This is a genomic window from Pseudomonas sp. PDM31 (assembly GCF_019218965.1).
GTDB lineage: Bacteria > Pseudomonadota > Gammaproteobacteria > Pseudomonadales > Pseudomonadaceae > Aquipseudomonas.
Genome location: NZ_JAHUWS010000014.1, coordinates 72,570 through 89,698 on the forward strand (window position 1 = coordinate 72,570; position 17,129 = coordinate 89,698).

General features: G+C 59.7%; 22 protein-coding genes. 17 read left to right on the forward strand and 5 right to left on the reverse strand.

The window, feature by feature from the left end; translation table 11 throughout:
• The first annotated feature begins 31 nt into the window (after window positions 1–31).
• Window positions 32–610 (forward strand): ACP phosphodiesterase, encoded by a 579-nt coding sequence (locus KW839_RS23745; RefSeq protein WP_060540730.1) that lies wholly within the window; start codon window positions 32–34, stop codon window positions 608–610.
• A gap of 133 nt (window positions 611–743) precedes the next feature.
• On the opposite strand, the gene KW839_RS23750 is transcribed toward KW839_RS23745, so the two are convergent.
• Window positions 744–1,535 (reverse strand): 1-acyl-sn-glycerol-3-phosphate acyltransferase, encoded by a 792-nt coding sequence (locus tag KW839_RS23750; RefSeq protein ID WP_218425663.1) that lies wholly within the window; start codon window positions 1,533–1,535, stop codon window positions 744–746.
• Window positions 1,535–2,290, reverse strand: a complete 756-nt coding sequence (gene olsB, locus KW839_RS23755; protein ID WP_060540728.1) for an L-ornithine N(alpha)-acyltransferase — start codon at window positions 2,288–2,290, stop codon at window positions 1,535–1,537. The genes KW839_RS23750 and olsB overlap by 1 nt, the downstream gene beginning before the upstream one ends.
• Window positions 2,291–2,445: 155 nt before the next feature.
• On the opposite strand from olsB, the gene KW839_RS23760 reads away from it, so the two are divergent.
• The 5 genes from KW839_RS23760 to KW839_RS23780 all read left to right on the forward strand — a co-directional run bounded on the left by KW839_RS23760 (window position 2,446) and on the right by KW839_RS23780 (window position 6,850).
• Window positions 2,446–3,333, forward strand: coding sequence for an acyl-CoA dehydrogenase family protein (locus KW839_RS23760; protein ID WP_218425664.1), 888 nt, complete (start codon window positions 2,446–2,448; stop codon window positions 3,331–3,333).
• Between the two features lie 178 nt (window positions 3,334–3,511).
• On the forward strand, window positions 3,512–4,606 hold the full coding sequence (locus KW839_RS23765) for a serine hydrolase (RefSeq protein ID WP_218425665.1): 1,095 nt from the start codon (window positions 3,512–3,514) through the stop codon (window positions 4,604–4,606).
• Window positions 4,603–4,932 (forward strand): amidase, encoded by a 330-nt coding sequence (locus KW839_RS23770; protein ID WP_218425666.1) that lies wholly within the window; start codon window positions 4,603–4,605, stop codon window positions 4,930–4,932. The genes KW839_RS23765 and KW839_RS23770 overlap by 4 nt, the downstream gene beginning before the upstream one ends.
• A gap of 168 nt (window positions 4,933–5,100) precedes the next feature.
• Window positions 5,101–5,691: a YceI family protein gene (locus tag KW839_RS23775; RefSeq protein ID WP_060540724.1), complete on the forward strand. Its 591-nt coding sequence runs from the start codon at window positions 5,101–5,103 to the stop codon at window positions 5,689–5,691.
• Window position 5,692: 1 nt separating this feature from the next.
• Window positions 5,693–6,850 (forward strand): phosphatidylserine/phosphatidylglycerophosphate/cardiolipin synthase family protein, encoded by a 1,158-nt coding sequence (locus KW839_RS23780; RefSeq protein ID WP_218425667.1) that lies wholly within the window; start codon window positions 5,693–5,695, stop codon window positions 6,848–6,850.
• Window positions 6,851–6,919: 69 nt separating this feature from the next.
• On the opposite strand, the gene bglX is transcribed toward KW839_RS23780, so the two are convergent.
• On the reverse strand, window positions 6,920–9,211 hold the full coding sequence (bglX, locus tag KW839_RS23785; protein WP_060540722.1) for a beta-glucosidase BglX: 2,292 nt from the start codon (window positions 9,209–9,211) through the stop codon (window positions 6,920–6,922).
• 248 nt (window positions 9,212–9,459) lie between these two features.
• On the opposite strand from bglX, the gene KW839_RS23790 reads away from it, so the two are divergent.
• The 6 genes from KW839_RS23790 (at window position 9,460) to KW839_RS23815 (ending at window position 12,583) form a co-directional block, all read left to right on the forward strand.
• Complete coding sequence (locus KW839_RS23790) at window positions 9,460–10,065, forward strand: LemA family protein (protein WP_060540721.1); 606 nt, start codon at window positions 9,460–9,462, stop codon at window positions 10,063–10,065.
• A gap of 61 nt (window positions 10,066–10,126) precedes the next feature.
• A complete protein-coding gene (locus tag KW839_RS23795) occupies window positions 10,127–10,882 on the forward strand; it encodes a YgcG family protein (RefSeq protein ID WP_218425668.1) in 756 nt (251 codons plus the stop codon).
• A 33-nt stretch (window positions 10,883–10,915) separates the two neighbouring features.
• On the forward strand, window positions 10,916–11,533 hold the full coding sequence (locus KW839_RS23800; protein WP_060540719.1) for a TPM domain-containing protein: 618 nt from the start codon (window positions 10,916–10,918) through the stop codon (window positions 11,531–11,533).
• Between the two features lie 132 nt (window positions 11,534–11,665).
• On the forward strand, window positions 11,666–11,962 hold the full coding sequence (locus tag KW839_RS23805; protein WP_060540718.1) for a helix-turn-helix domain-containing protein: 297 nt from the start codon (window positions 11,666–11,668) through the stop codon (window positions 11,960–11,962).
• Window positions 11,949–12,305: a putative holin gene (locus tag KW839_RS23810; RefSeq protein WP_060540717.1), complete on the forward strand. Its 357-nt coding sequence runs from the start codon at window positions 11,949–11,951 to the stop codon at window positions 12,303–12,305. The genes KW839_RS23805 and KW839_RS23810 overlap by 14 nt, the downstream gene beginning before the upstream one ends.
• A complete protein-coding gene (locus tag KW839_RS23815; RefSeq protein WP_082457499.1) occupies window positions 12,305–12,583 on the forward strand; it encodes a phage holin family protein in 279 nt (92 codons plus the stop codon). The genes KW839_RS23810 and KW839_RS23815 overlap by 1 nt, the downstream gene beginning before the upstream one ends.
• 23 nt (window positions 12,584–12,606) lie before the next feature.
• Here KW839_RS23815 and KW839_RS23820 read toward each other — a convergent pair whose 3' ends face one another.
• Entirely contained in the window at window positions 12,607–13,032 is a 426-nt protein-coding gene (locus KW839_RS23820; RefSeq protein ID WP_082457497.1) for a helix-turn-helix domain-containing protein, read from the reverse strand.
• A 109-nt stretch (window positions 13,033–13,141) separates the two neighbouring features.
• On the opposite strand from KW839_RS23820, the gene KW839_RS23825 reads away from it, so the two are divergent.
• The 4 genes from KW839_RS23825 to KW839_RS23840 all read left to right on the forward strand — a co-directional run bounded on the left by KW839_RS23825 (window position 13,142) and on the right by KW839_RS23840 (window position 15,317).
• A complete protein-coding gene (locus KW839_RS23825; protein WP_156465481.1) occupies window positions 13,142–13,336 on the forward strand; it encodes a hypothetical protein in 195 nt (64 codons plus the stop codon).
• Window positions 13,333–13,605 carry an ogr/Delta-like zinc finger family protein gene (locus KW839_RS23830; protein WP_082457496.1) on the forward strand — a complete coding sequence of 91 codons (273 nt, stop codon included), beginning with the start codon at window positions 13,333–13,335 and terminating at the stop codon, window positions 13,603–13,605. Before KW839_RS23825 ends, KW839_RS23830 begins: the two co-directional genes overlap by 4 nt.
• 2 nt (window positions 13,606–13,607) lie before the next feature.
• Entirely contained in the window at window positions 13,608–13,970 is a 363-nt protein-coding gene (locus KW839_RS23835) for a hypothetical protein (RefSeq protein WP_060540716.1), read from the forward strand.
• Window positions 13,971–14,102: 132 nt separating this feature from the next.
• The gene (locus tag KW839_RS23840; RefSeq protein ID WP_060540796.1) at window positions 14,103–15,317 is read left to right on the forward strand and encodes an SAM-dependent methyltransferase; all 1,215 of its coding nucleotides are present in this window, start codon (window positions 14,103–14,105) and stop codon (window positions 15,315–15,317) included.
• Between the two features lie 59 nt (window positions 15,318–15,376).
• On the opposite strand, the gene KW839_RS23845 is transcribed toward KW839_RS23840, so the two are convergent.
• Complete coding sequence (locus KW839_RS23845; protein ID WP_218425669.1) at window positions 15,377–16,282, reverse strand: DMT family transporter; 906 nt, start codon at window positions 16,280–16,282, stop codon at window positions 15,377–15,379.
• A 262-nt stretch (window positions 16,283–16,544) separates the two neighbouring features.
• On the opposite strand from KW839_RS23845, the gene KW839_RS23850 reads away from it, so the two are divergent.
• Window positions 16,545–17,126 carry a DJ-1/PfpI family protein gene (locus KW839_RS23850; RefSeq protein ID WP_060540714.1) on the forward strand — a complete coding sequence of 194 codons (582 nt, stop codon included), beginning with the start codon at window positions 16,545–16,547 and terminating at the stop codon, window positions 17,124–17,126.
• Window positions 17,127–17,129: the final 3 nt, after the last annotated feature.

The following is a 17,129-nucleotide window of genomic DNA, read 5'->3' on the forward strand; positions in this document are numbered from 1 at the left end:
CAATGCAAGGGGGCAGTGCTAAGCTGCGCCCATGAACTATCTCGCACATCTTCACCTTGGTGGCCAGCGTCCCGGGCAGTTGCTTGGCAGCCTGTATGGCGATTTCGTCAAGGGGCGGCTGCAGGGGCAATTCGATCCGGAGATCGAAGCGGCTATCCAGTTGCATCGCAGCATCGACGTATTTACCGATCGCCATCCCTTGGTGGACGTCGCGCTGTCGCGGTTTTCCCTCACACGCCGACGTTACGCCGGGATTGTGCTCGACGTGTTTTTCGACCATTGCCTGGCCCGGGACTGGGCGCTGTATGCCGACCGGCCATTGCCGCTGTTCACCGCGGACGTTTACCGGGCGCTGTCCAGCGAACGGCAGTTGCCGGAGCGTCTGGCGAAGATCGCGCCGCATATGGTGGCCAACGATTGGTTGGGGTCGTATCAGCAATTCGAGGTGTTGGAGCAGGTGCTGCGCGGGATTTCGCGGCGATTGACCCGGCCGGAAGAGCTGGCGGGTGCGATGCAGGAATTGCGCGTGTTGTATGAACCGTTGAGCGAGGATTTCAGCTTGTTCTACCCGCAGCTTCAGGATTTTGCGCAGAACTATCCAACAGCATAGCCCTCCCTGTAGGAGCGAGCATGCTCGCGATGGTCGTTAACGATAACGCGGGGAGTCTGATTCCCCGCGGTGTGCTTGACTCCATCGTCGGAACGCCGCCCGGAGCATGCTCGCTCCTACAAGGGGTATGTGTTTATGCGGCGATGGCGGGGCGCATCGGTGCTCGTTGCGGTTCGACAATTTCACCGAACAACACCTTCTGCACCGCCTGCTGCGCCTCGAACGCCAGCGCCGCCCGTTCCCGGCCCTGGCAATCGATCGGCTTGAGCAGATGAATCTCCACGTCGCCGCGTTCATTGGCAAACAGACGCATCAGGTGCGAGAGCAGATCATCATCGCCAATGAACGGTGCCAGCGTATCGGGCTCACCGTCACGCACATAACGAATCGCCACCGGCTGCAGTGCCACCTCGGAGTCGATGGCGGCAGACAGCAGGCGACCGTGAAAGGTACGCAATGACCGGCCATCGGTGGTGGTGCCTTCCGGGAACATCAGCAGCGGGTGAGCCTGTTCCAGATGGCGAGTCATCTGCTTGCGGATCAACTGGCTGTCGCCCGACCCGCGCCGGATAAACAGGCTGCCAGCCTTGGCCGCCAGCCAGCCGGCCACCGGCCAGGTGCGCACTTCGGCCTTGGACAGGAACGACAGCGGCGTGAGCATGCCCAGCAGTGGGATGTCGGTCCAGGAGACGTGGTTGCTGACCCAGAGCATGGGTGTCTTTGGCAGTTCACCCTGAACAGTTACGTCAAAGGGCAGGGCATTGCTCAGGCGCGCCATGAAAAAACGCGACCAGCGCTGACGACGCTCCATCGCATGAGCCATTCCCAGGCGCTCGAACAAGCCGAACACGCAGGCCATGCTCAGGCCCAGTCCGACCACCAGCAGCACTCGCGCGATCCGCGCGTACACCCGTAACCGGCTCATTACACAGCCGCCTTGAAGTGCTTGGCATAACGCGGGCAGAGTTCGTCACGCTTGAGCAGGATGAACACGTCGGCGACCTGGAAGTCTTCGTCCCAGCATGGTTCGCCGCAGATTTTCGCGCCCAGGCGCATGTAAGCCTTGAGCAGCGGCGGCATCTCGGCGATTACGTTGGAAGGGATATCGAGGGTCGGCAGTGGATTTTTCGGCTCGGCCCGCAGGTGCTCGGTGCACAGGTAGCGTTCGCGCAGGCGCTGCATGATCGCGTGGGCCTGCACGCCGCCATCCTGCATCGGGATGCTCGCGCAACCCATCAGATAGCTGTAGCCGCCCTCATTCAGCACTTCGGCCAGTTCACCCCAGAGCACGGCGATGGTGCCGCCATTGCGGTAGGCCGGGTCGACGCAGGTGCGGCCGATCTCCAGGATCGGGCCTTGCAGGTGCACCAAACCGTGCAGGCTGAATTCTTCTTCGCTATAGAACTTGCCCAGGCTGCTCGCGGCGCTATGATCGAGCAAGCGGGTGGTCGCCACCAGGTGTCCGGTGTTCAAGTCGCGTACACCGATGTGTGCGCAGTGAGCGTCATAGTCATCCATGTCCAGACCCAGTTCAGCACCCTTGAGCCTGGCGTTGAATTCGCCGCTGAACACGTTGAAGCGCAAGGCCTGGGCTTGCTGCAATGCCTCGGGCCCGACCAAGCGTTCGGCTTGCAGGCGGCGTTGGTTGCCAGTGTCGCTGATACGGGCGATTTGAGTCATGACGAATCTCCGTGCAGGCTGCTCACCCGTCTTTGGGCTACAGCGAATCGACTTTCATTGTCTAGCCGTGTTGTGCAAGGTCAGGCTATGTAGCCCCGGTGTCATCGCCATTAAGCTTTGGTGATGCTTATATGACAGCTCACAAGGAGTCCCTTATGCCCTGGCAAACCCTGCTCAAACGCCGTGAACGCTTGCCCGCCAACCCCGACCTGGCCGAAGGTTTCGCGACGTTGCTACAACAATTGGGTACGGTCACGCCGTTCGAGTTGGCGGTGGCTGGCGGACGGCTGATGGCGACGCCGGGGCTGGCGTTTCTGGTGGGCTATCAAGCTGCGCTGCGCATGCTCTGGCCGAGCGCGCCGGCGAGCCTGGGCGCGTTGTGTGCGACCGAGCAGCGCAGCCTGCGTCCGGCAGACATGCAAACCCGGCTGACGGGTTTGCGCCTGAGCGGGCGCAAGGATTTCGTCACCGCTGGCGATGCCGCCGACTGGCTGTTGATCGCCGCGCGCAGTGAAGAGCCCGGCCAGGAGCCGCGCCTGAGTCTGGCGCTGATCTACCCCGATGAACCGGGCGCGCGGGTGGAAAAACTCCCGGCGATCCCGTTGATGCCCGACATCAGCCATGGCCGCCTGTTTCTGGATAACGCACTGTGTGAATTGCTCGCGGGGGATGGCTGGGATGCCTACGTCAAACCGTTCCGCACCCTGGAAGACGTCTATGTGTTGAGCGCGATGAGCGCATGGCTGTTCGGCGTCGGACAGGAGTGCGACTGGCCGCAAAACCTGCAGTTGCGTTTGCTGGCGTTGCTGGGCGGGTGTGCGGAAGCCAGCCGCCAGGCCCCGAACAATGTGGTCGGGCATGTATTGCTGGGCGGGTTGTTTGCGCAATTCGACGCACTCAAGGCTGAAGTGAACGAGGCACTGGCCGATGGACCGTCGCAATGGGCGGCGATGTGGCAGCGTGATCAGGCAGTGATGGATCTGGCGGCAGGGGCGCGGGGCAAGCGGTTGGCCAAGGCTCTTGCTGGATCAGCTGTGGATTGACTGGCCCCATCGCGAGCAAGCTCGCTCCCACAGGTTTTGAGTCGTACACAATATCCTGTCCACCCAAGAACCCTGTGGGCGAGCCTGCACGCGATAGCTATCTGTCAGGTAATACAAACCCCGGAACTGTCATCAACCTCGACTAGGCTCAGCAGGTCATTGCCAAAGAGCCCCCTCCATGCCTAACGGCTTGTCCCTGATTTGCATGTTGCTGCTCAGTCTTCCGGCAAGTGCCGAAAACTGGCCCGCCGAGCAATGGCCGACCGGCCCGACTATCACCGGGCCGGCGCTGCAAGCTCTGGAAACCTATGCCTTCCCACCCCGCAGCGAGGCCACCCGCGAAGGCATCCGTACCGACGCCTTGCTGGTGGTTCGCGACGGCCAGTTGATCTACGAACGCTACGCTGGCCCGACCAACGCCGACACCCCGCACCTGACCTGGTCGATCAGCAAAAGCCTGATGGCTACGCTCCTGGGTGTGGCTTATGGCGAAGGGCTGTTCAAGCTTCAGGACCCGGCGGCCAGATTCTACCCGCCACTGAAAAAACACCCGGACATGAGCATCGCCGACCTGCTGCACTGGGCCTCGGGACTGGACTGGCAGGAAGACTATGAATACGCACCGTTGAAATCTTCGGTGGTCGCCATGCTCTACACCCGTGGCCGTGGGGACATGGCCGCGTTCACCGCTGACCATGGACAATATTCGGCGCCGGGCCATGCGTTTCGTTACTCCAGCGGTGACAGCAATCTGTTGGCAGCGGCGTTGAAAACCATGGTTGGCCCGAGTCGCTATGCGGATTATCCATGGACGGCCTTGTTCGAACCCCTGGGGATTCGTCATGCAGTCTGGGAAACCGATGCCACGGGCACGTTCGTCGCATCGTCCTATGCCTACCTCACCGCCCGGGATCTGGCGCGAATCGGTTTGTTGATGGCCCGTGACGGACGCTGGGGCGATCGCCAATTGCTGCCCAGGGACTGGGTTGCGTTCAACCGTGAGCCTTTCGCCCGGTTTCAGCCAGGGCAGGATGAGGCAGTGCCAGGCGGTCACTGGTGGCTCAACCGCGCCGTGGGTGGCGCGTCAAAACCCTGGCCAGACGCCCCTGCGGATACGTTTGCCGCGCTGGGTCATTGGGGGCAGGCCATGTACGTGATACCCGGCGAGAAGCTGGTGATCGTGCGCTACGGCGATGATCGCGACGGCAGCTACCGGCACAACGAATTGCTCAAGCTCGCGCTCAAGGCCTTTGCCGGGAAGGTGCAGCCATGAGCCGGCAGGTTTTTGTTCGTCGCCATCCGTTCAGCACGTTTTTACTGATCTTGCTGATCGCCTTGCTCGGCTGGATCTGGCACGAACGGGTGGCTCTGTGGGCATTCCCCGACATCATCAGCGCTTACACAGCCAAGGAATACTGCTCGTGCCGATATGTAATGGGTAACGACGCCGGCTACTGCCACAGCTATGTAAAGCAGTGGCTGCCCACCAGTGGTTTTATCGATGACCCTGCCGGCAAGCGCATCACCGTCAGCGGCATGGGCCGCAGCAATAGCGCACAGTGGATGGGTGAGCGACAGGGGTGCCGATTGTTGCCTTGAAAAGCAAGATCAAAAAATCGCAGCCTGCGGCAATTCATGCTGGAACGTGTGCAGCGGCACTGATCCCTGTAGGAGCTGTCGAAGTCTGCGAACTTTTGATCTTCGGTTTGCAATAGCGCTGTGGGCAGTTAAGGTTCAGCACAGGTTTATCTGTCCCAATGAGTCTTTATGTTCAAGCGGTCCATCATCAAAACCCTCTCCGTCCTGCTATTGACCGGCGCGTCTTTGTCGGCGCAGGCCAACTGGTACCTGGACGGTGAATCCTCACGACTGTCGTTCGTCAGTACCAAAAACGCCAATATCTCAGAAGTGCAGCGCTTTCTGGTGTTGCACGGCAAAGTCGATCCCGACGGCAAGGCCGAGGTAGAGGTCGAACTGGAGTCGATCAACAGCGGCATTCCGTTGCGCGATGAGCGTATGCGCAAGGAGCTGTTCGAGATCCAGACGTTCCCCGAGGCGCTGGTGACCACGCAGATCGACCTGCGCCCGATCAACGACCTCGCCCCCGGCGCGCAGCTGGAATTGCGCCTGCCGCTGACCGTCAACCTGCATGGCAAGCAACATGAGTATCGCGCCGAACTGCTGGCGACCCGCCTCGATGACCGACGTTTTCAGGTGGTGACGCTCGAACCTCTGGTGATCAACGCCGAAGACTTCGACCTGGCGCCAGGCCTGGAAACGTTGCGCAAGGTCGCCGGTTTGTCGGCCATCAGTCTGTCGGTACCGGTGGGTGCGGTACTGATTTTCACGGCGCGCTGACATGGCCGGAGCAATCTTTCCATGGCGTGAAGGCAACCATTTCGAACTGCTGATCGATGGCCCGCAGTTCTTTCCGCGCATGCTGGTGGAGATTGCCCGGGCCCAGGAGCAGGTCGAGCTGGAATTGTATCTGGTGGAGGCCGGTGCCTGCGCCGAAGCCATGGTGCAGGCGCTGGTGCAGGCCGCCGAGCGTGGGGTGCGGGTGCGCTGCCTGTTCGATGATTACGGCAGCCTGGCCTTCACCTTGGCCCTGCGCCAGCGCCTGACGGCCGCCGGGGTGGAGCTGCGTTTCTATAATCGTCTGAACTGGCGGCGTTGGCTGGGCAATTTCTATCGCGATCACCGCAAGCTGTTGCTGGTGGATCAGCGCCTGGCAGTGGTCGGCGGCACCGGCGTCACCGATGAGTTCTGGACGCCTGGTGAAGAGGTCAGCGAATGGCATGAGGTGATGGTGGAGATCACCGGCCCGCTGGTCCTCGACTGGCAGTTGTTGTTCGACCGGCAGTGGATCGCCAACCGCCATCGCCGCGCGTGGAAACCGGCGTCGCATTTCGGCTTGCCGCGTCTGCCACGAGTGCCGTCGGCGGGTGAGGGCATGGGCCGGGTGGCCTATGCCGATGCCCGCCAGCACCGGGACATTCTGCAATCGTTGATTCGCGCGCTGAACAGCGGCCAGCAACGGATCTGGCTGGCCACACCGTATTTCCTGCCGACCTGGAAGGTTCGGCGCTCATTGCGCCGGGCCGCTTCCCGTGGTGTCGACGTGCGCCTGCTGCTGACCGGGCCGCGCACCGATCATCCGTCAGTGCGCTACGCCGGGCATCGTTATTACCCACGACTGCTTAAAGCCGGCGTGCAGATCTTCGAATACCAGCCGTGTTTCCTGCATTTGAAAATGGTCCTGATCGATGACTGGGTCAGCATTGGTTCGTGCAATTTCGATCACTGGAATCTGCGTTTCAACCTGGAGGCCAATCTGGAGGCACTGGACCCCGGGTTGACCCGGGCGGTGGCGGCAAGCTTCGAACGGGACTTTGCCTTGAGTCAGCAAGTCAGCCTGGAGGCATGGCAACGCCGGCCATTGTGGCGGCGGGTCAAGCAGCGGATGTGGGGGTGGGTGGATCGGCTGGTGGTCAATCTGCTGGATCGGCGCGGCTAGCGGGTACCCCGAAAACCAATGTGGGAGCGAGCAAACCCGCTCCCACAGGTTTTTGCGGCGTTTGATTGATTACAGCAGCTCAAAGCTCTGCTGCGTCACGTCCTGGGAATCCAGGCCGATCTGCACGTTGAACTTGCCCGGCTCCGCACCGTACTTGAGCTGGGTGTTGTAGAACTTCAGGTCATCTTCGGTGATGGTGAAGTGCACGACTTTCTGTTCGCCGGCCTTGATCATCACTTTCTGGAAGTTCTTCAGTTCCTTGATCGGACGGATCATCGAACCGGTCACGTCCTGGATGTACAACTGCACCACGGTCTCGCCGTCGCGCTTGCCGGTGTTTTTCACCGTAACGCTGGCGTCGAGTTTGCCGGTCTTGTTCAGGGTGGTCGACGACAGGGCCATGCCGCTCAGGCTGAAGTCGGTGTAGCTCAGGCCGTAGCCGAACGGAAACAGCGGGCCGGTGGTGTCATCGAAATACTGCGAGGTGTAGTTGCCCGGTTTGCCCGGCGTGAACGGCCGGCCAATGCTCAGGTGGTTGTAGTAGGTCGGAATCTGCCCCACCGAACGCGGGAAGGTGATCGGCAGCTTGCCTGACGGGTTGTAGTCGCCGAACAGGACATCGGCGATGGCGTTGCCGCCTTCGGTGCCGCTGAACCAGGTTTCCAGGATCGCGTCAGCCTGTTCCTTCTCTTCGAGGATCGACAGCGGACGGCCGTTCATCAGCACCAGTACCAGCGGTTTGCCGGTGGCCTTCAGGGCGCGGATCAGCTCGCGCTGGTTTTGCGGGATGTTCAGGTCGGTGCGGCTCGACGACTCGTGGGACATGCCACGGGATTCGCCGACAGCAGCCACCACCACATCGGCATCCTTGGCGGCTTTCACCGCTTCGTCGATCAGCACGTTCGCCGGACGCGGGTCATCCACTACTTCCGGGGCGTCGAAGTTGAGGAAGTTCAGGTAACCGAGGATTTTCGGGTCGCTGGTGATGTTGGCGCCACGGGCGTAGATCAGTGTCGATTTGTCGCCCAAGGCGTTGGTCATGCCGTCGAACAGGGTCACCGATTGCGCAGGACGACCGGCGGCGGCCCAACTGCCCATCATGTCGATCGGTGCCTTGGCCAGCGGGCCGACCAGGGCGATTTTCGCGTTTTTCTTCAGTGGCAGGGTTTCGTTCTGGTTTTTCAGCAATACCAGGCTGCGGCGCGCCACATCCCGGGCCTCGGCGCGATGCAGGCGGCTGTCGGCGTAGGTGTCGACCGGGTCATCCTCGGCCTTGCCGATGCGCAGGTACGGGTCCTTGAACAGGCCCATGTCGTACTTGGCGTCCAATACCGCACGCACGGCGTTATCGATGTCGCTCTGCTGGATCTCGCCAGCCTTGAGCAACCCCGGCAATTCCTTGCCGTACAGGGTGTCGTTCATGCTCATGTGGATGCCGGCCTTGATCGCCAGCTTCGCCGCTTCACGACCATCGGCGGCGACGCCATGCTTGATCAGTTCGAAAATCGCGCCGTGGTCGCTGACGGCCAGGCCCTTGAAGCCCCAATCCTTGCGCAACAGGTCGTTCATCAGCCAGGTGTTGGCCGTGGCCGGTACGCCATTGACCGAGTTCAACGCGACCATCACACCGCCGGCACCGGCGTCGATGGCGGCGCGGTACGGCGGCAGGTAGTCCTGGTACATCTTGACCGGGCTCATGTCGACCACGTTGTAGTCGCGCCCGCCCTCGACCGCGCCGTACAAGGCAAAGTGCTTGACGCTGGCCATGATGCTGTCGGCTGCGTTCGCGCCGCTGCCCTGGAAGGCCTTGACCATCACGCCGGCAATACGCGACACCAGGTAGGTGTCTTCACCGAAGCCTTCGGAGGTACGGCCCCAACGTGGGTCACGGGAGATGTCGACCATGGGCGCGAAGGTGATGTCGAGGCTGTCGGCCGCGGCTTCTTTGGCGGCGATGCGCCCGGACAGGCCAATGGCGTCCATGTCCCAGCTCGACGCCAGGGCCAGCGGGATCGGGAAAATGGTGCGGTGGCCGTGGATCACGTCGTAGGCGAAGAACATCGGGATCTTCAGGCGGCTGCGCATAGCCGCGTCCTGCATCGGACGGTTTTCCGGGCGGGTGATCGAGTTGAATGTGCCGCCGATGTTGCCCGCCGCGATTTCCTTGCGGATCATCTCCCGGGGCATTTCCGGGCCGATGCTGATCAGGCGCAACTGGCCGATTTTTTCATCGAGGGTCATTTGCTTCATCAGGTTGCTGACGAAGGCGTCCTTGTTTTCCAGGGGTGCGGGCGTCGTAGCGGCCAATACGTTATGACTGGCCAGGCTGACAAGCAGGCCCAGCAAACACAGCTTCTTCATGAATGTTTTTCTCAAGGGCTCAAACGGCGATACACACGCCGGCCAGCCAAAATTTAGGGAGCGACTATTGTTGTTCGGGTGCTGCTTGAAAAAACGACAGCCGAAACCCGCAGGCGTTTTCACGCAGGGCCTCTTTTTAGCCCATTGGCCCGTTGCAATCCAGAGGCGCGGCCGATTATGCCCCAAGAGCCGGTCGAGAGGGTCGCCGGTTGGTTTTTCCATGAAACAAGCAAGGGAGCGTCACTCAGATGAATCTACGAAAGTCCTACCGGTCGAGCCTGCAAGTTGCTGCGTTGCTGATGCTGGCCACGTTTCTGAGCGCCTGCGGCATCAACAACATCCCGACGCTCGATGAGCAGGCCAAGGCCGCCTGGGGTCAGGTACAGAATCAGTATCAGCGTCGCGCCGACCTTATTCCCAACCTGGTGGAAACCGTCAAGGGCTACGCCGCCCATGAGAAGGAAACCCTGACTGCCGTGATCGAGGCCAGGGCCAAGGCCACTTCGATCCAGGTGGACGCCTCGACCCTGGATAACCCGGAAAAGCTCAAGCAGTACCAGCAGGCCCAGGATCAGCTCAGCGGCGCCTTGAGTCGATTGATGGTGGTGTCCGAGCGTTACCCGGACCTCAAGGCCAACCAGAACTTCCTCGCCCTGCAATCGCAGCTTGAAGGTACCGAAAACCGCATCAGTGTTGCCCGGCGCGATTTCATCCTGGCGGTGCAGAAGTACAACACCGAGATTCGCACATTCCCCGGTCGCCTGTGGCACAGCGTGATGTACAGCAACCTGCCGGTGCGCGAGACCTTCGAGGCCACCCCGGGTTCGGAAAAGGCCCCTGAGGTCAAATTCTGAACCAACAGCTAATCAAGGAGCTGCCGCAGGGGGCGAAACCAGTGCACAGACGAGGTTGCCAATGCGAGCGTTGAAGATAGGCCTGGTGCTGTTGCTCTGGGCATTTACCCTGGCGGCCCGGGCCGAGCTGGTCTTCCCGGCGCTGACCGGGCGAGTGGTGGACAACGCCCAAATGATCGAGCCATCGGTGCGCGAGCAGCTGACTCAACAGTTACAGGCCCATGAAGCGGCCACCGGTGAGCAACTGGTGGTGGTCACGGTGCCGGACTTGCAAGGTAGCGACATCGCCGACTTCGGTTATCAACTCGGCCGGCACTGGGGCATCGGGCAGAAGGACAAGAACAACGGCGCACTGCTGATCATTGCCCGTGACGAGCGAAAATTGCGCATCGAGGTCGGTTATGGCCTGGAAGATCGCCTGACCGATGCCCAGAGTTCAGTGATCATCCATCAGGTCATCACCCCGGCATTCAAGGCAGGTCAATACGGCAAAGGCATCAGCGACGGGGTGGCGGCGATGCTGGTGGTATTGGGTGGCAACTCCCTGGATGAGCCGTCGACTGTCTACGAGTCCAGCGGTGATCCAGGTGACGATTTCATTTCACGCCATCCCGGCCTGTTCGTGTTTTTGCTGCTGCTGTTCATCCTGACCGTTTTTGTTGGCCAGATGCTCGGTATTCTTCCTGCCGGCCGCGGCGGTTCCGGTGGTTCCGGCGGCGGGTTTGGTGGTGGAGGTTTCGGCGGCGGCGGGGGAGGCGGTGGTTTCAGTGGTGGCGGGGGCAGTTTCGGGGGCGGTGGTTCGTCGGGCGGCTGGTGATGAAAAACAATAGCGCACAGGCATTTTCAAGACATGGCATTACTCACTGAACACGAGCAACGCAAAGTGGCCGAGGCCATCACCCGGGTCGAGCGCGATACCGACGCGGAACTGGTGACCGTACTGGCGGCCCGGGCCGACGACTATGCGTACATCCCGCTGCTGTGGGCCAGCCTCCTGGCGCTGGTAGTGCCAGGTGTCGTGCATTACCTGACGGGCTGGCTGACCCTGCACAGCTTGCTGTTGGTGCAGTGGGTCAGCTTCATCGTGCTGTGCCTGGTGTTTCGCTTGCCGAAAATCACCACCCATCTTGTCCCGCGTTCGGTGCGTCACTGGCGCGCTTCCAATCTCGCGCGTCGGCAATTCCTCGAGCAGAACCTGCACCATACGAAAGGCAGCACTGGCATGCTGATTTTCGTCTGTGAAGCCGAGCGCTATGTGGAAATTCTGGTGGATGAGGGCATCTCCAGTCGCCTGGACAACAAAAACTGGGACGAAATCGTCGCGGCGTTCACCCGGCAAGTGCGCCAGGGGCAGACATTGCAGGGCTTTGTCAGCTGCATCGAGGCATGCGGCGAGTTGCTCAAGGTGCATGTGCCGGTCACGCACGCGCGCAACGAGTTGCCCAATCGCCTGGTAGTGCTTGGGTAGGCAATTTCAGCGAATCTTTTGTAGCATTCGCTGGGACAACCCCCGCCGATTGTCCGGGCTCGGGCTTGTCTGCAACATCTCTCTCCAACAGCGAACGCTCTGCTACGGGCGTTCTGACGAGAGGGATAGCCTATGTCAAAGCATCAAACAATCGACGCTTCAGATGATGCCCCCGGCAATGCGGACACGCTGCCGGCGCAGCTGACCGCAAAAGAGACACAAACCTTGATGTGGTGTTCCAAGGGCAAAACTTCCTGGGAGATTGCCCGGATCCAGAATTGCTCGGAGTCCACGGTCAATTTCCATTTCTCCAATATCCGTCGCAAATTCGCCGTCAGGTCTCGCAGCGCGGCGTTGCTCAAAGCCATCGAGTCGGGAGCCATAAGCGTGGATCTCACGGAATCGCGAGGTACCGATGAGCCTGACTGATTCGGCCTACAACAGTATCAGCGGTCTCTTGTTGGGGCTGGGTATCGCGACACTACCCTCGATTGATGGCGAGGTCCTGTTCGGTGCATCGCTCGGGGCGTGGTTGGTAACCACAACCCGTAGCAATTTCAAGGCGTGGCAGCGTATCGGCTCCTGGTTGATGTCGGCGAGCGTAGGTTACCTCTTCACTCCGGTCGCTCAGCCGCTGGCTCCATTCCTGACGGCAGGGGTAACGGCATTTCTCTGTGCGCTCGTGGTTATTCCCATCAGCATCAAGCTGATGCAATGGATGGACGGTGCCGCCCTGGGTGACATCATTCGACATTTGAGAGGGCGAGGATGATGGGCAATCAAGCGTTTGCACTTGTCTTCATCACCGCTATTGCTCACTTGTTGAGTGCGTTCAGGTTGGCCTGTTATCAGCGCGACGAATTGCGTCATTGTTGGCGGGACAGGTTGCTGACCAGCCTGTGCGGAGGACTTTTTTGTGTTGCCGGCATGGATGTACTTCTGACATCTGTGCCGGTAAGTCCATGGCATTCAGTAGTGAGCATTTTGTTGTGCGTACTGATTATTCGAAATGACGGAAACATTGCTGTGCTGTGGCGTGCCCCGAAGTAACGTAATTCAGTTTAAATATGACTTCATATTTCTTTCGACTGTTTAAGTGTCGACAGAATTGATGCCATTTCTGACAGTTGCCGCTCCATGTCACGCAAGCGCCGTTTTTCCTCCAGAACATTTTGAATGGCACAGCGATCGTCTTCATCGAGCAATCGCCACATCGCGAGAATTGTGTTTTCTCGAGTTGCACTTTCCTGACTGTCCTCGACTGACTGGGCAGCAACAGGGCGCAAAACAGGGCCTTCACCGAGTAGCAGCCAGTCAAGAGAAACACCACGCGCTTGCGCAATGTCTACGCATAATGAGTATGGCGTGCTATCCCGACCTTTCCAGCTACTGAGGGTCTGTGGGCTGATCTGTAGCGCAGAGGATAAAGATGCGTCGCTTTTTGTGCCAGTAATTTGCTTTAAACGCGCCAAGACAGCTTGTGATTTTTTGCTACGCAATTTGAGCCTCTTCCTTTTGACATATGCTTTTTGAGTGCCTAACGTATGCGTAATGAGTACTTTTTTTCTTATGAGTAATCAATCATCAACTATGAGTCAGAAGAATACGATGTTGAAACTTCCTAATGGTAGCAGGGTGATTTCCTACGAGTTTGGTTCTTGCCTGACAGCTCTCTGCCCATTGCACTTGCGCTTGTCCGGCAAGCGTCATTCGCAAGGGCTGACCCTGTCGATCAACGCGTCAAGCAGTATTGCGTTTGATAATGTCGATTACCACCAGATCACCCGCAGGCACCCGGCATGAGCACTTACAAAATGGTGTGTCCGCACTGCCTGAGCCGGATGCGTATTCGAACCAGCGAAGGTCGCCATATTTTTCTTCGGGTGGCCTATTTGCAATGCACGTCGGAGCCTTGCGGCTGGTCGGTGCGCGCCGAGTTCGAAATGACCCATGAACTGTCTCCCAGTGGAATGCCCAACCCGGCCGTGCATTTACCCTGCGCCGGGCCAGACTTGCGACGTGCCGCCCGGCCTGTCAGCGAGTCATCGACTGATACGCAACAGGAGTCGTGAACATGATGGAGGTCGATGAAGGTCTGGAGATGAACGAGGACATGCTGGCCATGGCTCAGACATTTCTGGCTCGTCACGAGAGCGACGCTCTGCTCGATGACCAGGTGTTGTTCTGTCGTGCCGTAAAGCATTTGCAGAGTGTCGATGTACCCCTGCATGTCGCGGAAAGGCTGGTCAGCCATGCCTATGGAGTTCTCAAGTCAAGCAATGACCGTCGGCGTCTGGACGTCGCCGCGAGCTCTGAAACCGTTGCCGTGGTGACGGATCCGGTCAACGGACTTACCTGGGCGGTGCCAGTCGGTTTGATCGTCAAATACGTGATCAACTCGCCGAGCAATCGTAAACTTCGACTGGTAGAGCAGTGAAGTTTCAGCGCCTTTCTCAGGTCTTGGCCAGAGGCGCCAGGACCTGCCCAAAAATATCCCCGTGCCCAAAACTCCCGTCCAGCCTAAAATACCCGGCAATTCCTGATGCGCATTGCCCGAGGCCGTTTCTCCATGTCCGTTATCGCCACACCCGCCAGCCTCGCGCCGGATCACCACAGCCAGTTCATCGGCCTGCTGCAGTCGAGCCTTGAGCAACAGGCCTTCATTAAACTGGTGCTGGCCAAATACGTCGGTGATGAAGCGGATCTGCAGCGGATCATCATCAAGCCGGTGATCGTCAAGGCGCAGCCCTGCCTATCTTTCGTCTACCGCTACAAGACCCGCGACATTACCAAGAACCTGGCGCTGGCCGAAGGTGTGGCGAGCATTGCCGCGCTGTTGCCAGCGTCGTTCAAAAATGCGCATTTACTGGCGCTGACCGATGAAGCCCAGCTCGAATACAGCAAAAAGGGCAAGTCATCGCTATTCAAGAGCAAACCCCAGCAATTGCGTGAGGTGCCGTCAGCCGAACATAACCGCGAGAAAAACCGCTTTCTCGACCTGACCCGGCCGTTTCTGGCTGACCTTGGCGTGACCAACAAGCAGCATGAGCTGATCCCGGCCATGTCGCGCAAATGGAAACAGATCAACAAGTTCATCGAAGTCTTCAGCCATGCGCTGACCTCGTCGCCCCTGGCGCTGGACAAACCGGTACGCGTGGCGGACTTCGGTTCAGGCAAGGGTTACCTGACCTTCGCCATTCACGACTACCTGCGCAATACCCTGAAAGCCGAGGGTGAAGTGACCGGTGTCGAGCTGCGTGAAGATATGGTCACTCTCTGTAATGGTGCCGCCGCCAGGCTTGAGCATCCAGGGTTGGTGTTCAAGTGTGGCGACGTGCGCAGCGTGGCACCCAGCGAGCTGGAAGTGATGATCGCCCTGCACGCCTGCGATATTGCCACCGATTACGCGATTCACACCGGCATTCGTTCCGGCGCTTCGATCATCATGTGCTCACCGTGCTGCCACAAACAGATTCGCCTGCAGATACAGAGCCCGGCGTTGCTCAAGCCCATGCTGCAATACGGTTTGCACCTGGGGCAGCAGGCGGAGATGGTCACTGACAGTTTGCGTGCATTGTTCCTCGAAGCGTGCGGCTATGAGACCAAGGTGTTCGAGTTCATCTCGCTCGATCACACCAACAAGAACAAGATGATCCTGGCGGTCAAGCGCGCCGAGCCAGTGGACCCGGCTCAGCTGCTGGTGAAGATTGAGCAGTTGAAGGCGTTCTACCACATCAGCGAGCACTGCCTGGAAACCCTGCTGCGTTCCGACGGTTACCTGTGATTTTGTGGGAGCGAGCCTGCTCGCGATGGTGGCGGCACATTCAGCATAAATGTTGAATGTTATGGCCCCTTCGCGAGCAGGCTCACTCCCACATGGGGTTTGACCGCCGTCTTGCGCCCAAGCATCACCGTCACAATCACCCCGCCAGCAAACAGCCAGGTAATCGGCTCGACGTGTTCGCCAAAGAACAACGCTGAAAAGGCAATGGTGAAGAAGATCTGCAGCAACTGGATCTGACTGACCCGGGCAATGCCGCCCATGGCCAGCCCGGCATACCAGGCGAAGAAACCAATGAACTGTGAAAACAGCGAGACGTAACCAAAGGCCCACCAGGTCCTGTTGGAAATTTCGCCCTGATGTTGCAGGGCCAGATACACCACGGGTCCGATCAGCAGTGGAGTCGACAGTACCAGCGCCCAGCAGATTACCTGCCAGCCGCCCATTTCCTTGGCCAGCCGACCGCCTTCGGCATAGCCCAGGCCGCCCACCGCAATGGCACCGAGCATTAGCAAATCACCGGCTTGAATGCTGCCGGCACCGCTGATCAGCGCATAGCCAAGTACCAGTGCACTGCCGAGGGCGGCGCAGGCCCAGAAGGCTTTCGATGGACGTTCGTGGGACAGCCAGGCGGCATACAGCGCCACGCACAGCGGCTGCAATCCATTGACCAGTGCACCATGGGAAGCCGGCAAGGTTTGCATGGCCCAGGCTGACAACACCGGGAAGCCGAGTATCACCCCGGCAATCACCAGGGTCAGGCCCTTGATCTGCTTCCATGTGGGCCATTTTTCCCGTCGCCACAGCAATAGCAGCGCTGCCGGAATTGCAGCGAACAGCGCCCGGCCCAGGCCATTGAGTAATGGATGGAGTTCCTGCACGACAATCCGCGTGAAGGGCAGGGTGAGGCTGAAGATCACAACACCAAGCAGGCCGAGGGCCATGCCGGTGTTTTCGCGCGAGGACATGATGGCAACCAGAATCGCAGGGGGAGAGATGTCGTCATCTAGCCATAAACCCGGGGCTTTGGCGCGTACAGCTGGCTACAGAAATATCCGTACAGTTTGAGGCTACCGTTCCTATGGCTGGCGCAAAACCTGTGAGCGTGGCTTGCCCGCGAAGAACGATAACGCGGTCCATCAGGTAGTAGCCGGTTGTTACCCACCCCGCCGGATAAGGACTACCTTGAATACTCTTGCAGCCCACGCAATTCCCAGAGGAGTCCTCCCCATGGCGGCGAAAAAAATTCTCATGCTGGTCGGCGATTACGTTGAAGACTATGAAGTGATGGTACCGTTCCAGGCACTGTTGATGGTCGGCCATACGGTGCACGCCGTGTGCCCGGACAAAACCGCTGGTCAGACCGTGCGCACAGCGATCCATGACTTCGAAGGCGACCAGACTTACAGCGAAAAACCCGGTCACCTGTTTGCCCTGAACTTCGACTTTGCCAAGGTCAAGTCCGCCGACTACGACGCCGTGCTGATCCCGGGTGGTCGTGCGCCCGAGTACCTGCGACTCAACGAAAAGGTCCTGGAACTGGTGCGTGAGTTCGACAAGGCCGGCAAGCCGATAGCCGCCGTATGCCATGGCGCGCAATTGCTCGCGGCGGCGGGGATTCTGGAAGGCCGCGAATGCAGCGCCTATCCGGCCTGCGCACCGGAAGTTCGTCTGGCGGGCGGGACGTTTATCGACATCCCGGTGACGGACGGCCATGTTCAGGGCAATCTGGCCACGGCACCGGCCTGGCCTGCGCACCCGAACTGGCTAGCCGGCTTCCTCGGGTTGCTGGGCACCAAAATCACGCTGTAACGA

What these genes read in the sequence shown, in the direction of transcription:
- KW839_RS23745 (WP_060540730.1), top strand. Translation starts at nt 32, where the DNA reads ATGAACTATCTCGCACATCTTCACCTTGGTGGCCAGCGTCCCGGGCAG.
- KW839_RS23750 (WP_218425663.1), bottom strand. Translation starts at nt 1,535, where the DNA reads ATGAGCCGGTTACGGGTGTACGCGCGGATCGCGCGAGTGCTGCTGGTG.
- olsB (WP_060540728.1), bottom strand. Translation starts at nt 2,290, where the DNA reads ATGACTCAAATCGCCCGTATCAGCGACACTGGCAACCAACGCCGCCTG.
- KW839_RS23760 (WP_218425664.1), top strand. Translation starts at nt 2,446, where the DNA reads ATGCCCTGGCAAACCCTGCTCAAACGCCGTGAACGCTTGCCCGCCAAC.
- KW839_RS23765 (WP_218425665.1), top strand. Translation starts at nt 3,512, where the DNA reads ATGCCTAACGGCTTGTCCCTGATTTGCATGTTGCTGCTCAGTCTTCCG.
- KW839_RS23770 (WP_218425666.1), top strand. Translation starts at nt 4,603, where the DNA reads ATGAGCCGGCAGGTTTTTGTTCGTCGCCATCCGTTCAGCACGTTTTTA.
- KW839_RS23775 (WP_060540724.1), top strand. Translation starts at nt 5,101, where the DNA reads ATGTTCAAGCGGTCCATCATCAAAACCCTCTCCGTCCTGCTATTGACC.
- KW839_RS23780 (WP_218425667.1), top strand. Translation starts at nt 5,693, where the DNA reads ATGGCCGGAGCAATCTTTCCATGGCGTGAAGGCAACCATTTCGAACTG.
- bglX (WP_060540722.1), bottom strand. Translation starts at nt 9,211, where the DNA reads ATGAAGAAGCTGTGTTTGCTGGGCCTGCTTGTCAGCCTGGCCAGTCAT.
- KW839_RS23790 (WP_060540721.1), top strand. Translation starts at nt 9,460, where the DNA reads ATGAATCTACGAAAGTCCTACCGGTCGAGCCTGCAAGTTGCTGCGTTG.
- KW839_RS23795 (WP_218425668.1), top strand. Translation starts at nt 10,127, where the DNA reads ATGCGAGCGTTGAAGATAGGCCTGGTGCTGTTGCTCTGGGCATTTACC.
- KW839_RS23800 (WP_060540719.1), top strand. Translation starts at nt 10,916, where the DNA reads ATGGCATTACTCACTGAACACGAGCAACGCAAAGTGGCCGAGGCCATC.
- KW839_RS23805 (WP_060540718.1), top strand. Translation starts at nt 11,666, where the DNA reads ATGTCAAAGCATCAAACAATCGACGCTTCAGATGATGCCCCCGGCAAT.
- KW839_RS23810 (WP_060540717.1), top strand. Translation starts at nt 11,949, where the DNA reads ATGAGCCTGACTGATTCGGCCTACAACAGTATCAGCGGTCTCTTGTTG.
- KW839_RS23815 (WP_082457499.1), top strand. Translation starts at nt 12,305, where the DNA reads ATGGGCAATCAAGCGTTTGCACTTGTCTTCATCACCGCTATTGCTCAC.
- KW839_RS23825 (WP_156465481.1), top strand. Translation starts at nt 13,142, where the DNA reads ATGTTGAAACTTCCTAATGGTAGCAGGGTGATTTCCTACGAGTTTGGT.
- KW839_RS23830 (WP_082457496.1), top strand. Translation starts at nt 13,333, where the DNA reads ATGAGCACTTACAAAATGGTGTGTCCGCACTGCCTGAGCCGGATGCGT.
- KW839_RS23835 (WP_060540716.1), top strand. Translation starts at nt 13,608, where the DNA reads ATGATGGAGGTCGATGAAGGTCTGGAGATGAACGAGGACATGCTGGCC.
- KW839_RS23840 (WP_060540796.1), top strand. Translation starts at nt 14,103, where the DNA reads ATGTCCGTTATCGCCACACCCGCCAGCCTCGCGCCGGATCACCACAGC.
- KW839_RS23845 (WP_218425669.1), bottom strand. Translation starts at nt 16,282, where the DNA reads ATGTCCTCGCGCGAAAACACCGGCATGGCCCTCGGCCTGCTTGGTGTT.
- KW839_RS23850 (WP_060540714.1), top strand. Translation starts at nt 16,545, where the DNA reads ATGGCGGCGAAAAAAATTCTCATGCTGGTCGGCGATTACGTTGAAGAC.